The organism is Pseudomonas sp. TH32 (assembly GCF_016650855.1).
In the GTDB taxonomy this organism is placed as follows: domain Bacteria; phylum Pseudomonadota; class Gammaproteobacteria; order Pseudomonadales; family Pseudomonadaceae; genus Aquipseudomonas.
The window spans coordinates 4,529,438-4,545,216 of the sequence record NZ_JAEKFA010000002.1 but is presented as its reverse complement, the minus strand read 5'-3'; the positions used below and the strand labels follow the sequence as shown (position 1 = coordinate 4,545,216).

Sequence of the window (15,779 nt, the reverse complement as noted above, 5' to 3'; positions counted from 1 at the left end):
TTACTCCGAGTGAATCCGCTGCTTGAACGTGCGGCCGATGGCATGTACGCCAGGCTGGTAGTGCTGCTCTTCAATGGCCGCCAGTGCCAGGCGCAGCGCGGTGTCGGCGATCAATTGATGCTGCTGGGCCATGGCATTCACCGGCAGCGGCAGGAAATCCAGCAACTGGGTGTCGCCAAATGTACCCAGGCGCAGAGGGCGGGATTTGAGCGGGAAGTCATGCAGTGCGTCAAACACCCCTTGCAGCAGGACGTAGGACGTCGTCACCAGTGCGTCAGGCAAATGCCCCAGGCTTTGCAGCAATTGCTCCATCAACTGTCGGCCACAGTCGCGACTGAAGGCCTCGCCCTGTTCGATCAGCACTTCACCGCTGAAGTCTTTCAGCGCTTCCTTGAAGCCGGCGGCACGTTCCTGGCTGATGCTCAGCTCTGGCCGCGCACCGATCAACACGATCTGCTTGGGCAGCGGTTGCAGCAGGCTGCTGGTCAACTGTTGGCAGGCCTGGCGATCATCACTGACCACCGAGCAAAACTGCGTAGACTCCATGACCCGGTCGATGGCGATGACCGGCAGGCCCTTGGCTTGCAGCTCGCGGTAGCTGTCGTCGCTGGCCGGCAGGCAACTGGCAACAAACAGCGCATCGCAACGGCGGGCGCGGAACAGTTGCAGCAATTGCCGTTCGCTGTCGGCGTCGTCGTCGGAGCTGGCGATCAGCAGTTGATAGCCGCGCGCCCGGGCGCCTTGCTCCAGCAGCTTGGCAATACGAGCGTAACTGGGGTTTTCCAGGTCCGGCAGGATAAAACCCAGGGTACGGGTGTGCCGGCTGCGCAGCCCGGCGGCCTGGGGATTGGGCGTAAAGCCATGTTCTTCAACCACGGCGCGCACCCGTTCGACGGTTGCGCTGCTGATCCGTTGCTGTTCGGCCTTGCCATTGATGACGTAGCTGGCGGTGGTCACAGACACACCGGCAATGCGCGCGATATCACTGAGTTTCAAACCGGGATTTCCTTGTTTTTTAGAGCTTGCCCCGACATTTTGTCCAATCGTAACCGATTACTGCAGCCGACCATTGTCGCAACTCAACAGCCGAGTGGCTCTTCAATCATGCGTAATTAACGCGTAACCTGCCATAAATTCTAGATTAAACGTTTCAGCAAGCGTATTTTTACGATTATCGCGACGAACGTGGTCCTGCCAACTGACCACTCAGTCAATTTATTCGAACGCCTTTGCACTGATTTATTCAAAATAATACCTAGTGCGCCCGCCGCACTAACTAGGAGAACGGCATGCTTGAGCTCACCTACGAGCAGATATCCATGGGCCAGACGGCTGTGGATAAGTCTGCTGCCTTGCAACTGCTCGCTGAAAAACTGGTGGCCGATGGCCTGGTCGCCGAGGGTTACCTCAGTGGCTTGCAAGCGCGTGAAGCCCAAGGCTCGACCTTTCTCGGCCAAGGCATCGCCATCCCCCATGGCACCCCCGAAACACGCGACCAAGTGTTTGCCACCGGCGTGCGCCTGCTGCAATTTCCCGAAGGTGTGGATTGGGGCGATGGCCAGATCGTCTACCTGGCGATCGGCATTGCCGCCAAATCCGACGAACACCTGCGCCTGCTGCAACTGCTGACCCGCGCCCTCGGCGAGACCGACCTGGGCCAGGCCCTGCGCCGCGCCAGCTCCGCCGAAGCCCTGCTGAAACTGCTGCAAGGTGCGCCGCAGGAGCTGGCGCTGGACGCACAGATGATCGGCCTGGGTGTGTCGGCAGACGATTTCGAAGAGCTTGTCTGGAGAGGCGCACGCCTGCTGCGCCAGGCCGATTGCGTGAGCAATGGCTTTGCCGCCGTGCTGCAACAAGTCGACGCGCTGCCCCTGGGCGATGGCCTCTGGTGGCTGCACAGCGAGCAGACGGTCAAGCGCCCCGGCCTGGCCTTCGTCACCCCGGACAAACCCATGCGTTACCTGGGCCAGCCCTTGAGCGGCCTGTTCTGCCTGGCCAGCCTCGGTGAGGCCCACCAGACCCTGCTCGAACGCCTGTGCGCCTTGCTGATCGAAGGCCGTGGCCAGGAGCTCGGGCGCGCCACCAGCAGCCGCGCCGTGCTGGAAGTGCTCGGCGGTGAGTTGCCGGCCGACTGGCCAAGCGTGCGCATCGCCCTGGCCAACGCCCATGGCCTGCACGCACGCCCCGCGAAGATCCTCGCGCAGTTGGCAAAAAGCTTTGACGGTGAAATTCGTGTGCGCATCGTTGATGGCGACGTCAGCGCGGTGTCGGTAAAAAGCCTGAGCAAGCTGCTGAGCCTCGGCGCCCGTCGTGGTCAGGTGCTGGAGTTTGTCGCGGAACCGGGCATTGCCGGTGACGCCTTGCCGGCCTTGTTGGCGGCGGTGGAAGAAGGCCTGGGCGAAGAAATCGAGCCACTGCCGGCGGTCAGCGCTCAACAGGCTGTGGTCGACATCGAACCGGTGATCAGCGCGCCAGTGTCCGGCAGCCTGATCCAGGCCATCGCCGCCGCCCCCGGCATTGCGATTGGCCCGGCGCATATCCAGGTGCTGCAACCGTTCGAGTACCCGCTGCGCGGCGAGTCGCCGGTGATCGAGCGCCAACGCCTGCACGCCGCGTTGACCGACGTGCGTCAGGATATCCAGGGCCTGATCGAACGCAGCAAATCCAAGGCCATCCGCGAGATTTTCATCACCCACCAGGAGATGCTCGACGACCCGGAACTGACCGACGAAGTCGAGACCCGTCTCAGGCAAGGCGAAAGCGCCGAAGCGGCCTGGATGAGTGTGATCGAAGCCGCCGCCAAACAGCAGGAATCGCTGCAGGACGCCTTGCTCGCCGAGCGCGCTGCCGATCTGCGTGACATTGGCCGCCGCGTCCTGGCTCAACTGTGCGGCGTCGAAACTGCCCAGGAGCCCGATGAACCCTACATTTTGGTGATGGACGAAGTCGGCCCATCGGATGTGGCGCGCCTGGACCCGGTGCGCGTCGCCGGCATCCTCACTGCCCGTGGCGGCGCCACCGCCCATAGCGCCATCGTCGCCCGTGCCCTGGGGATTCCCGCGCTGGTGGGCGCAGGCGCTGCCGTCTTGCTACTGGCGTCCGGCACGCCGCTATTGCTCGATGGCCAGCGTGGCCGCCTGCATGTCGACGCCGACGCTGCCACCTTGCAGCGCGCCACCGTCGAACGCGACACCCGCGAACAAAGCCTGCAAGCCGCTGCCGCGCAACGTCATGAACCGGCCCTGACCCGCGACGGCCACGCCGTCGAAGTGTTTGCCAATATCGGCGAAAGCGCCGGGGTGGCCAGCGCGGTGGAGCAGGGCGCCGAAGGCATCGGCCTGCTGCGCACCGAGCTGATTTTCATGGCCCACAAACAGGCGCCCGACGAAGCCACCCAGGAAGCCGAATACCGCCGCGTGCTCGACGGCCTCGGCGGTCGGCCACTGGTGGTACGTACCCTTGATGTGGGCGGCGACAAACCGCTGCCTTACTGGCCGATCGCCAAGGAAGAAAACCCGTTCCTCGGCGTGCGCGGCATTCGCCTGACCCTGCAACGCCCGCAGATCATGGAAGCGCAGTTGCGCGCGCTGCTGCGCTCGGCGGACAACCGCCCGCTGCGCATCATGTTCCCCATGGTCGGCAGCGTTGACGAGTGGCGCCAGGCCCGTGAGATGACCGAGCGCCTGCGCCTGGAAATCCCGGTGGCTGACCTGCAACTGGGGATCATGATCGAAGTGCCGTCGGCCGCCTTGCTCGCGCCGGTGCTGGCCAGGGAAGTGGACTTCTTCAGCGTCGGCACCAACGACCTGACCCAGTACACCCTGGCCATCGACCGTGGCCACCCGACGCTGTCGGCCCAGGCGGATGGCCTGCACCCGGCGGTGTTGCAACTGATTGACATCACCGTGCGCGCCGCCCATGCCCATGGCAAATGGGTCGGCGTGTGCGGCGAGTTGGCGGCCGATCCGTTGGCGGTTCCGGTGCTGATCGGCCTGGGTGTGGATGAGCTGAGCGTCTCGGCGCGCAGCATTCCCGAAGTGAAGGCGCGTGTGCGTGAATTCAGTCTGAGCGAGGCCCGCGGCCTGGCGCAAAAAGCACTGGCGGTGGGTTCCCCCGCCGAAGTGCGAGCCCTTGTGGAGGCCGTGTAAATGGCAAGGATTTTAAGCCTGACGCTGAACCCGGCGTTGGACCTGACGGTGCGCCTGGCGCGCCTGGAACCGGGCGAGGTCAACCGCAGCGAAGCGATGATCACCCATGCCGCCGGCAAGGGCGTGAACGTCGCCCAGGTGCTGGCCGACCTTGGCCATCAGGTGACCGTGGGCGGCTTTCTTGGCGAGGACAATCCCCAAGCGTTTGAGATGCTGATCGCGCGGCGCGGTTTTACCGATGCGTTTATTCGTGTGCCGGGAGAAACCCGCAGCAATATCAAGATCGCCGAACAGGATGGCCGGGTGACGGACGTCAATGCACCGGGCCCGGTGGTCAGCGAGCAGGCGCAACAGGCACTGCTTGAGCAACTGGCGCGGATCGCTCCGGGGTATGACGCCGTCGTCGTGGCTGGCAGCCTGCCTCGTGGCATCACCCCGCAGTGGTTCCAGGGCTTGCTGCAGCAACTGAAAAACCTTGGTTTGAAAGTCGCCCTGGACACCAGCGGTGAAGCCTTGCGCGCCGGGCTGAATGCCGGCCCTTGGTTGATCAAGCCCAACACTGAAGAATTGGCCGATGCCCTGGGTCATTCCACGGATGCAATCTGCGAGCTGCACCAGCTGGGTGTGGAACATGTGGTGGTCTCCGACGGTGCCGCAGGTGTGAGCTGGTATAGCCCCGGCACGGCGTTGCACGCCACGCCGCCCAAGGTCAGCGTCGCCAGCACCGTCGGTGCCGGGGATTCATTGCTGGCCGGGATGCTCCACGGTTTGCTGACCTTCGATGTGCCCGAAACCACCCTGCGTCGCGCCACCGCAATCGCCGCGATGGCGGTCACGCAAATCGGCTTTGGCATCACCGACGACGCACAGCTTGAGTCTTTGCAGAGCGGCGTCCACGTGCGCCCGCTGACAGAACAATAAGAGGGTTGGTCATGAAGTTAGCCATTGTTACTGCCTGCCCGAATGGCATGGTCACCAGCGTGCTGTGCGCCCGCTTGCTGGACGCCGCCGCACAACGTCAGGGCTGGAGCACCAGCGTCGAAGTGGTCGACGTGCAACACCCGGAACGCCAGTTGTCGGCGGCCACCCTTGAAGCCGCCGAGTGGGTGTTGCTGGTCACCAGCACCCCGGTGGATATGCAGCGTTTTGTCGGCAAGCGCGTATTCCGCAGCACGCCGGCCCAGGCGTTGCAGGATGTGGAAGCGGTGTTGCGTCGCGGGGCCGAAGAGGCTCAGGTGCAGGTGGCTGAAGCGGCTCCGGCTAAAAGCACGCCGCGTATCGTTGCGATCACCGCGTGCCCGACCGGCGTCGCCCACACCTTCATGGCTGCCGAAGCTTTGCAGCAAACCGCCAAGCGCCTGGGGTATGACCTGCAGGTGGAAACCCAGGGTTCGGTAGGCGCCCGAACGCCGCTGAGCCCGGAGGCGATTCGTGACGCTGACGTGGTGCTGCTGGCGGCGGATATCGAAGTCGCCACCGAGCGATTTGCCGGCAAGAAAATCTATCGCTGTGGCACCGGGATTGCGCTCAAGCAATCGGAGGCGACTCTCAACAAGGCGCTGGCCGAAGCCAAGCAGGAGTCCGCCGCCAGCGGTGGCGCTGCCAAGCCGGAAAAGACTGGTGTCTACAAACACCTGCTTACCGGCGTGTCGTTCATGCTGCCGATGGTAGTGGCGGGCGGTCTGCTGATCGCCCTGTCGTACGTGTTCGGCATTCATGCCTTTGAAGAAAAAGGCACCCTGGCCGCCGCGCTGAGAACTGTCGGTGACCAGGCCTTCATGCTGATGGTTCCGCTGTTGGCAGGCTACATCGCCTATTCGATTGCCGACCGTCCGGGCCTGGCGCCCGGCATGATCGGCGGCCTGCTGGCCAGCACCTTGGGTGCAGGGTTTATCGGCGGGATCTTCGCCGGTTTCCTGGCTGGCTACTGCGTCAAATTCATCAGCCGCGCGATCCGCTTGCCACAGAGCCTGGAAGCCCTCAAACCGATCCTGATCATCCCGTTGCTGGCGAGCCTGTTCACGGGCCTGGCGATGATTTACCTGGTGGGACCGCCGGTGGCGCAGATGCTCACCGGCCTCACGGATTTCCTCAGCACCATGGGCACCACCAACGCCGTGCTGCTGGGCATCTTGCTGGGCGGCATGATGTGCGTCGACCTGGGTGGGCCGATCAACAAGGCGGCCTACGCGTTTTCCGTCGGCCTGCTGGCGGCCCAGAGCGGCGCGCCGATGGCCGCGACCATGGCCGCCGGTATGGTGCCGCCGATTGGCATGGGCATCGCCACCTTGCTGGCACGACGCAAGTTCGCCCAGACCGAGCGCGAAGCCGGCAAGGCGGCGCTGATCCTCGGCATGTGCTTTATCTCTGAAGGCGCGATTCCGTTTGCCGCCAAGGACCCGCTGCGGGTAATCCCGGCCAGCATCGCCGGTGGCGCGCTGACCGGTGCGCTGTCGATGTATTTCGGCTGCAAGCTGATGGCGCCCCATGGCGGGCTGTTTGTGATGCTGATCCCGAATGCGATCAACCATGCGCTGCTGTACCTGTTCGCGATTGTGGCGGGGAGTTTGTTGACGGCGGTGGTGTATGCCTTGATCAAGCGTCCCGAAGTGGTCGAGCTGACGGTCGCGCCGGTGTCATAACCCGTTCATCCCTTCATGCTTAAGTTTCCCTTTTGCTGCTCAAGAGGGAACCTGCATGAGCCACTTCAACCTCGGCCGTCGCCGCGTGATGCAAGCCGTCGGCGCCGGCCTGTTGCTACCGGGCCTCGCGCCGGCGGTGATCGCCTCGGTCAAGGACCGCCCGCAGCTCACCGACGGCGTGCAGTCCGGCGACCTGCTGGGCGACCGCGCGATGATCTGGAGCCGCAGCGACCGCCCGGCACGGATGGTGGTGGAGTGGGACACCCGCAGCGTGTTCAGCAACCCGCGCAAATTCGTCTCGCCCCTGGCCGACAGCCGTACCGACTTCACCGCCCGTGTCGAACTCACCGGCCTGCCCGTCGACCAGGCGATTTTCTACCGTGTGCACTTCGAAGACGCCCAGACCGGTGTGGCCAGCGAACCCTGGTTCGGCCACCTGCGCAGCGTGCCGCAACAGCGCCGGGACATCCGCTTCGTGTGGAGCGGCGACACCGTCGGCCAGGGCTTCGGTATCAACCCGGACATCGGCGGCATGCGCATCTACGAAGCCATGCGCCTGCGCCTGCCGGACTTTTTTATCCACAGCGGCGACACCATATACGCCGACGGCCCGGTGCCCGCCCAATTGACCACCGAAGACGGGCGTATCTGGCGCAACATCACCACCGAAGCCAAAAGCAAAGTCGCCGAAACCCTGAATGAATACCGTGGCAACTACCGCTACAACCTGATGGATGAAAACGTGCGCCGCTTCAACGCCGAAGTGCCGCAGATCTGGCAGTGGGACGATCACGAAGTGATCAACAACTGGTCGCCGAGCAAGCAGCTGGATGAGCGCTACAAGACCCGGGACATCAACACCCTGGTGGGCCACGCACGCCAGGCCTGGCTGGAATATTCCCCGATGCGCCGGCAAAGCGCCGACCAGGGCGGGCGCATCTATCGCAAGCTCAGCTACGGCCCGCTGCTGGATGTGTTTGTGCTGGACATGCGCAGTTATCGCGGGCCGAACGACGACAACCTGGGTGGCGAAAAAACCTTCCTGGGGCGTGAGCAACTGGACTGGCTCAAGCGCGAATTGAAGGCCTCCCAGGCCCAGTGGAAAGTCATCGCTGCCGACATGCCGATCGGCCTCGGGGTGCCCGACGGCGAGGTGAGCCCCGGCGTGCCGCGCTGGGAGGCAATCGCCAACGGTGTCCCGGGCCCGGCCCAGGGGCGCGAGTTGGAAATCGCCGAATTGCTCGGGTTTTTGCGGGCGCAGCAGGTGCGTAACCACGTGTGGCTGACGGCGGATGTGCACTACTGCGCCGCCCATCATTACCACCCGGACCGGGCGGCGTTTCAGGACTTTGAGCCGTTCTGGGAGTTTGTCGCCGGGCCGCTGAATGCCGGGAGCTTCGGGCCTAATCCGCTGGATAAAACCTTTGGCCCGGAAGTGGTGTTCGAGAAGGCACCGACGGTGCAGAACAGCTCGCCGTTTGCCGGGTTCCAGTTTTTCGGCGAGGTGCAGATTGATGGGCAGACGGCGGAGCTGACGGTGATTTTGCGGGACCTGGATGGGGTGTCGGTGTTTGAGCAGAAGCTGCAGCCGGTATGAGCAGGATGTGTTCGAGGACGCCTGCCAGGTTGTGCAGGATGTCTAGGTTGCTGAAGCGCAGGACGTGGATGCCTTGTTGGTTGAGGTAGCGGGTGCGGCGTTGGTCGTAGGCGGTTTGGGTAGCGTCGTAGTGGTGGCCGCCGTCGAGTTCTATTGCCAGTTTTTGTTCGATGCAGAAGAAGTCGAGGATATAGGGCGGGTAGGGATATTGGCGGCGGAATTTGAGGTTGGCGAGTTGGCGGGAGCGTAGTTTTTGCCAGAGGATAAGTTCGCAGTCGGTTTGGTTGAGGCGTAGGTGCCGGGCGAATTGGCGTAGGGCGGGAGAAGGGCGGATGGGCATGGTTCACGTCCAGTGTGAGTTTAAGAGCCACCCCTCACCCTAGCCCTCTCCCGGAGGGGAGAGGGGACCGGACCGGGAATATTCGAGACATTTTGCGACGTGAACGCTCTGCTCTGAATCCCTAATCGCCTCAATCTTTCAGGTCGAACATTATCTGCGCACACTTCGGCCGGTCCCCTCACCCCTTGGGGAGAGGGTTAGGGTGAGGGGAGGCGATCTAAAACCGTGCATCGCCAGCGGAGCCACCTTAGTGACTCTTGTTACCAAATGAAATATATTCGCATTCATGTAGGTTCGCCCCCTCCAGGATGCCCCCATGCCCGCCAACTTTCAGCAGCCCCACCCCTGAGATGCCGTTGCTCGAATCCCCACGTAACCGCCTGCTCGGCCTGCTCTACAGCGACCATCACGGCTGGCTGCACAATTGGCTGCGTAAGAAACTCGGTTGTTCCCAGCGCGCGGCGGACCTGGCCCAGGACACTTTCATCCGCCTGCTGACCCTGGCCGAACCCGAGCGCTTGCAAGAACCCCGGGCCTTCCTCACCACCACGGCCATCCGCCTGCTGATCGACAGCGAGCGCCGGCGCAAGCTGGAACGCGCCTACCTGGCAGTGCTCGCCCACGAAAGCGCCGACGCCGCCGCCATCAGCCCCGAAGAACTGCATCAGCTCCTCGAGCTGCTGGAGTCAGTGGCGCGCCTGCTGGAAGGCCTGGCCGAAAAACCCCGCCGCGCCTTTTTGCTCAACCGCCTCGACGGCTGGACCCACGCCGAAATCGCCGAGCACCTGGGTGTGTCGAAAAGCATGATCAAGCAGTACATCGCCCAGGTCATGGTGCATTGCTACACCCTGATGTACGCAACGCCATGAACGCCGGCGAACCCACACCCGAACATGTCGCCGCCGCTGCGCAGTGGCTGTCGTTGCTGCACTCCGGTGAAGCCAGTGAGGACCAACGCCAGGCCTGCGATGCCTGGCGCGACGCCGACCCCGGCCATGCCCTGGCCTTGTCGCGGCTGGAGATCCTGTGGGGGCGTTTCGAGGGTCTGCCGGCGTCCCGTTCACGCAGGACCCTGGAACGGGTGCTGGCGCCCAGTCGTCATGCGCGCGTGGCCACCGCGCTGGTGCTGTTGATCGCTGCGAGTGTCGCCTGGCAAGGCGTGCGCCAGGCGCCGCTGTGGCTGGCCGACCAGCGTACCGCCGTGGGTGAACGCCGCAACATGATGCTGGAAGACCATAGCCAGTTGCAGCTCAACAGCGATTCGGCGGTAGACATCGAGTTCGACGGCCAGCGCCGCCTGATCGACCTGCGCCGCGGAGAGCTGTGGGTCGAGGTGGCCAAGGACCCGCAACGACCGTTTGTGGTGCGCACCGAGCAGGGCACGGTCACTGCCTTGGGCACGCGCTTCCTGGTGCGCCGTGAAGACGGCCAGACCCGCGTCACCGTGCTTGAGTCGGCCATCGCCGCCCAGCCGGCATCACCGTCGAGCACCCCGGCGCGGGTGGCCGCCGGGCAGCAGGCGACGTTGTACGCCGATCACGTCGAAGGCCTGCAAACCATCGGCAATGCCGACCCGGCCAGTTGGACCCGTGGCGTACTCAAAGTCGACGACCGGCCCCTGCTGGAAGTGCTGGATGAACTGGCCCGCTATCGCCGTGGCGTGCTGCATTACGACCGCCAGGCGTTGGTCGGTTTGCGGGTCTCCGGTTCGTTCCCGCTGGACAACACCGACGCTGCGCTCAACGCGTTGCAGACCAGCCTGCCGATTCGCCTGCAACGCTTTACCGACTGGCTGGTGCTGGTCAAGGCAGAAAAATAAATTCAGCGCTCACTGTCCCTCCAGCGTTTTCACCCGTCATGGCCTGGGAAAACCCAACAACTTCCAGGAATTGCCTCCATGACCCGCCCTGTTGTCTGGCTGCATCCGCTTGCGGCTGCGCTGTTTCCGATCTTCCTCGCCGGCAGTGTGCTGCCGGCTGCGGCTGCCCCCTCATCGAGCGCGCAAAGTCGTGTGCAAGCCTTCCACATCCCGGCCGGCGAGCTGGGCGTGGCCCTGGGCACGCTGGCTGAGCAAGCCGGCGTGGCCCAGGCGTTCGACCCGGCGCTGACCCGTGGCAAGCAGACCCAAGGCCTGGACGGCAGCTACAGCCTGGACATCGCCCTCGCGCGTTTATTGGCCGGCAGCGGACTGGAAGCCGTGCAGGCCGGTGCGACCTATCGCTTGCAGGTGATCCCCCAAGGCGACGGCAAATTGCAACTCGACAGCCTGTCGATCACCGCGCCGGAGGCCGATCAAACAACCTTCGGCGAAGTCGACGGCTATGTCGCCCAACGCAGCATCAGCGCCACCAAGACCGGCACGCCGATCCATGAAACCCCGCAGTCGATCTCGGTGATCACCCGCGAACGTCTGGAGGCTCAGGGCGTGCAGTCGGTGAACGAGGCGCTGCGTTATACGCCGGGGGTTTCCAGCTACGGTGCCAACAACCGCTCCGACTGGTACACAGTGATTCGTGGGTTCTCGCCGACCACCTACCTGGACAGCCTGCAACTGCCGACCACCACCAACCTCGCCAGTTGGATGGTCGACCCTTACATGCTCGAGCGCGTTGAAGTGCTGCGCGGGCCCGCCGGTGTGCTTTACGGCCAGGGCGATCCGGGTGGCGTGATCAACCAGGTGTCCAAGCGCCCGAGCACCGTGGCCGCCAATGAAGTGCAAGTGCAATACGGCACCGATGCGCGCAAGCAAATCAGCTTCGACAGCACCGGGCCGCTGGACGAGCAGGGCGTGTGGTCGTACCGCATGGTGGGCGTGCTGCGTGACCAGAACATTCAGGACACGCCGTGGCAGGACAAGCGCCAGTCCCTGGCACCGTCCCTGACCTTCCAGCCGGACGACGACACGCGCCTGACCCTGTTGGCGTCCTGGCTGTATGACGACAGCAACTCCGGCGACGGTTTCTACCCGGCCGCCGGGACCATCAATTTCAACCCCAACGGGCATATCCGTCGCGACGTGTTCCCCGCCGACAAGGCCTTTCAGAAGTACGAGAAGAAGCAGTTTTCCCTGGGCTACGAATTCTCCAAGCGCCTGAACGACACCTGGCAAGTGCGGCAGAACCTGCGCTATTCGCGCCTGGATCTGGACGACAATATGATCTACGGCACCGGTTTTGAACCCGGTTCCCTGACCACCATTTCCCGCGCCGCCGAGATCGACGATTTCACCTACAAGCGCTGGACGGTCGACAACCAGGCCCAGGCTGATTTCACTGCCGCAGGCATCGATCAGACGCTGTTGATCGGCCTGGATTACCAGCATCAGAACAGCAGCGGGCGTGACGTGGCCGCCGCCGCACCCTCGTTGAACCTCTACAACCCGGTGTTCGTGCCGTTCGATCCTTCGGTGTTCAACGACCCGCAGCAAAGCTCGCGTTACCGTCCGAATTCGACGCTGAGCCAGACCGGCCTCTATGTGCAGGACCAGCTCAAGCTGGATGATCACTGGCGCCTGACCCTGAGCGGTCGCTATGACTGGGCCAGCTCTGAAACCAGCGAGCATGTGTCCGGTACTCACGTCGAGCAAAAGGACGAGGCCCTCAGTGGCCGGGTAGGCGTGGTGTATGTGGCGGACAATGGCCTGGCGCCGTATGCCAGTTATTCCACCGGCTTTACGCCGAACTCGGGGATCGATGCCAACGGCAAACCCTTCGACCCCACCGAAGCCGAGCAGTACGAAGCCGGGATCAAGTTCAGCCCCAGGAACAGCAACGCCTCGGTCACTGCGGCGGTGTTCCAGATCACCCAAAGCAATGTGACCACGCCGAGCCCGCTGAACCCTAACTTCAACGTGCAGACCGGCGAGATCCGTTCTCGTGGGTTTGAGCTGGAAGGTACGGCCAGCCTGAGCCGTGAGCTGGACCTGATCGCCAGCTACACCTATCAGGATGTGAAGATCACCAAGGCCAACGACGTCAGCGAGGGCAAGACGCCAACCTTCATTCCGATCCCGCGCAACATGGCGTCGCTGTGGGCGGACTACACCTTGCGTGATGGGGTGTTGAAGAACTTCGGGGTGGGCGCGGGTGTGCGCTATGTCGGGGCCAACCCGGGGGCGGCGGACAACTCGTTGGAGGTGCCGTCGTATACGGTGTTTGATGCATCGGCGCACTACCAGACCGGGCCGTGGAAGCTGGTGCTCAATGTCACCAACCTGACCAACGACCAGTACATCTCCGGTTGCTACGACGCTACCCGGTGCCTGTTCGGCAACCCGCGTACGGCGGTGGCCTCAGCGACGTATCGCTGGTAACCGAATACCCAAGGCGAGCGGGCTTCCTGTGGTGAGGGAGCTTGCTCCCGATGGGCTGCGCAGCAGCCCCAACAAGGCCATCTCTGTACTTCCCGCAAGACCTCGGTTGCTTGGTTTTGGGGTTGCTTCGCAACCCAGCGGGAGCAAGCTCCCTCGCCACAACTAGAGCGTTCGCCGTTAGCTCAGTAAACATCCCGGCGATAGCGGCCCTGCTCGATCAACCGCTCAACCGCCTCGCTGCCCAGCACATCGTGCAGCACCTGATCCACACCCGCCGCCATGCCCTGCAGACTGCCGCAGACATATATCGCTGCGCCCTCGGCGATCCATTTACGCAGCACATCCGCCGACTCACGCAGGCGGTCCTGAACGTAGATTTTTTCGGCCTGGTCCCGGGAAAACGCCAGGTCCAGCATCGCCAGGTCGCCGCTGGCCAACCAGCCTTGCAGCTCGTCCTGGCAATGGTAGTCGTGGGCGATATTGCGTTCGCCAAACAGCAGCCAGTTGCGCTGCTGGCCGTCGGCAATCCGGGCCTTGAGCAGGCTGCGCAGCCCGGCCAGGCCGGTGCCGTTGCCCAGCAGAATCATCGGTACCGGCGCGGTCGGCAGGTGGAAGCCACTGTTGCGTCGCAGGCGCAGGCTGATCGCCGAACCTATCGGCGCATGTTCCGTCAGCCAGCCGGACGCCACGCCCAGGCCGCCGTCGGCGTGACGTTCCTGGCGCACGATCAGTTCCAGCACGCCGTCGCTGGCGATCGAGGCGATGGAGTATTCGCGCATGCTCAACGGCACCAGCGCATTGACCAGCGCCTGGGCATGCAGGCCCACCAGATGCGCGCGATTGTCCGGCAGTTGGCGGCTGGCCAACGCCTGGTCGAGGGTCTGTGCCAGGCCGTCGATGACGACACCTTCGCTGCCGGCCAGCCCCAGGCCTTCGAGGAAATGCTCGATGGCCCACGGGCAATTGCGCGGCAGCACTTCCACCAGGTCACCGGCCAGCCAATCCCGGGGGGCGGGCGGGGCGAGCCCAAGCAGATAGACGCCGGAGCCACTGCTGTCGGGATTGAGCAGGGTGCGCTGGTTCAGCGTCCAGTTTTCATAGGTCGCGGTGGCCCAGGCTGCGGCGGGTGCATGGCCGGTCAGTTGGCCCAGTTGTTGTTGCCAGTGCAGCAGCGCATCGGTGTCGCCGCTGTCGACTTCCACCGGGGCGAACAGCGGGTTGCCGCCCTGGTTGGTCAACCAGAAATGCAGGCGCCGGGCGAAGCCGCAGAAGTGTTGATACTGACGGTCTCCCAGGGCCAGCACCGAGTAGTTCAAGCCCTTGAGGGACAGGTCCTGGCCGAGCACGCTGCGCTCGAAACCACGGGCGCTGTCGGGGGCTTCGCCGTCGCCGAAGGTGCTGACCACGAACAGCGCATGGCTCGACTGGCGCAAGTCTTCTTCGCTGACGCTGCCCAGTGACTGCACATTCACCGGCAAGCCGGCGGCCTGCAATTGCCCGGCGGTCTGCCAGGCCAGTTGCTCGGCAAAGCCGCTCTGGCTGGCAAAACCGATCAGCCAGGCCGGCGCGTCGCTGTGGTTGTCGGTCAGGCCTTTGCGTGCCTCACGCACCTGGCGCTTCTTGCGGCGACGGTCCAGGTACAACAGCCAGCCGGTGATGAAGAACAGCGGCATCAGCAGCGCGGTGAAGGTCAGGATGATCCGCCCGGGCAGGCCGAAGTAGCTGCCGGTGTGCAGCGCATAGATGCTGGTCAGGATCTGTGCCTTGAAGCTTTTGCCGGCGTAGGTCTCATGGGACTTGACCTCGCCGGTGGCCGGGTCGAGGTTGATCTGGTTCAGTGCGCGGTCGTGGGGCGAGGTCTTCAGCAAGTAGTAGACGGTAGCCGGTTGGCCGGCGACCGCTGGCATGCGGATGTTATAGCCGCTCAGGCCAGGCCCGGCGTTGCTGTAGATGCTGCTCCAGATCGCGTCGTAATTGGCCACAGGCGCGGGGCCTCCCGGCGCCGGGCCGCGTTTGCGTACCCGTTCGTTCTGCGGGGCGTCGGACAGCAGTTTGGTCATGCCGTCGCTGTACCACTCGTAAGACCAGAACAGCCCGGTCAGCGCCGCCAACAGATAGAACAGCAGGCACCAGGTGCCGAACACCGAGTGCAGGTCCCAGTTGAAGCTGCGGCCTTTTTTACGCCAGTCCAGGGTCAGCCACGCGCGCCAGCTTGCCACCTGGCGCGGCCAGCGCAGGTACAGGCCCGAGAGGCAGAAGAACACCAGGATCAGCGTGCAGGCGCCGGTGATTTGCCGGCCGGTGTCGCCGATGGCGAGGAAGCGGTGCAGTTGCAGCACGAAGCCGAAGAAGTCCTGGCCGACCGGGTCGCCCAGGTAATCGCCGGTGTACGGGTCGAAGTAGCGCATCTGGCCGCGGCGTTCACCGGGCGGCGGGGTGAACCAGACCTTGGCGGCGTTGGTGCTGTCGGGTTGCACCGTGAGCATCGACACCACTTTGCCTTCCCGGGCTTCCAGCAGGCGCACCAGTTCAACGGGCGGCAGTACGCCGGCCGGACGCTTTTCCACCGTCAACACGGTCGGGTTCAGCGCCTCGATGATTTCGTCCTGGAACGACACCGTCGCGCCGGTGATCCCCATCAAGGCCAACACCAGCCCGGCGGTAATGCCGAAGAACCAATGCAACTGGAACAGGGTTTTCTTCAACACGTCGTACGGCCTCGTCATCAGGTTAGGTGGCT

Annotated in this window: 9 protein-coding genes and 1 pseudogene; 7 read left to right on the top strand and 3 right to left on the bottom strand. The window is 63.9% G+C overall.

From position 1 onward, the window contains the following. Entirely contained in the window at positions 1-996 is a 996-nt protein-coding gene (gene cra, locus JFV30_RS24440; RefSeq protein ID WP_201125390.1) for a catabolite repressor/activator, read from the bottom strand. A 293-nt stretch (positions 997-1,289) separates the two neighbouring features. Here cra and ptsP point away from each other — a divergent pair, with 293 nt between their 5' ends. From ptsP to JFV30_RS24420, 4 genes are read left to right on the top strand one after another with little or no spacing between them, the layout of a single operon-like run. Further along, positions 1,290-4,148, top strand: coding sequence for a phosphoenolpyruvate--protein phosphotransferase (ptsP, locus tag JFV30_RS24435; protein WP_201125389.1), 2,859 nt, complete (start codon positions 1,290-1,292; stop codon positions 4,146-4,148). Further along, entirely contained in the window at positions 4,149-5,069 is a 921-nt protein-coding gene (gene pfkB / locus JFV30_RS24430; protein WP_201125388.1) for a 1-phosphofructokinase, read from the top strand. A gap of 11 nt (positions 5,070-5,080) precedes the next feature. Continuing rightward, complete coding sequence (locus JFV30_RS24425; protein ID WP_201125387.1) at positions 5,081-6,790, top strand: PTS fructose-like transporter subunit IIB; 1,710 nt, start codon at positions 5,081-5,083, stop codon at positions 6,788-6,790. 55 nt (positions 6,791-6,845) lie between these two features. Then, positions 6,846-8,387 (top strand): alkaline phosphatase D family protein, encoded by a 1,542-nt coding sequence (locus JFV30_RS24420; protein WP_201125386.1) that lies wholly within the window; start codon positions 6,846-6,848, stop codon positions 8,385-8,387. A 61-nt stretch (positions 8,388-8,448) separates the two neighbouring features. Here the strand turns inward: JFV30_RS24420 and JFV30_RS24415 are convergent. Further along, positions 8,449-8,727 (bottom strand): annotated as a pseudogene (locus JFV30_RS24415) (endonuclease domain-containing protein); the annotation flags it as partial. A gap of 350 nt (positions 8,728-9,077) precedes the next feature. On the opposite strand from JFV30_RS24415, the gene JFV30_RS24410 reads away from it, so the two are divergent. From JFV30_RS24410 to JFV30_RS24400, 3 genes are all read left to right on the top strand, one after another. Beyond that, positions 9,078-9,596, top strand: a complete 519-nt coding sequence (locus tag JFV30_RS24410) for a sigma-70 family RNA polymerase sigma factor (protein WP_201125385.1) — start codon at positions 9,078-9,080, stop codon at positions 9,594-9,596. Next, the gene (locus tag JFV30_RS24405) at positions 9,593-10,546 is read left to right on the top strand and encodes a FecR domain-containing protein (RefSeq protein WP_201125384.1); all 954 of its coding nucleotides are present in this window, start codon (positions 9,593-9,595) and stop codon (positions 10,544-10,546) included. Before JFV30_RS24410 ends, JFV30_RS24405 begins: the two co-directional genes overlap by 4 nt. Positions 10,547-10,624: 78 nt before the next feature. Continuing rightward, positions 10,625-13,039: a TonB-dependent siderophore receptor gene (locus JFV30_RS24400; RefSeq protein ID WP_201125383.1), complete on the top strand. Its 2,415-nt coding sequence runs from the start codon at positions 10,625-10,627 to the stop codon at positions 13,037-13,039. A gap of 182 nt (positions 13,040-13,221) precedes the next feature. Here the strand turns inward: JFV30_RS24400 and JFV30_RS24395 are convergent, their stop codons facing one another. Then, the gene (locus JFV30_RS24395; RefSeq protein WP_201126237.1) at positions 13,222-15,747 is read right to left on the bottom strand and encodes a PepSY domain-containing protein; all 2,526 of its coding nucleotides are present in this window, start codon (positions 15,745-15,747) and stop codon (positions 13,222-13,224) included. Between the last annotated feature and the right edge of the window lie 32 nt (positions 15,748-15,779).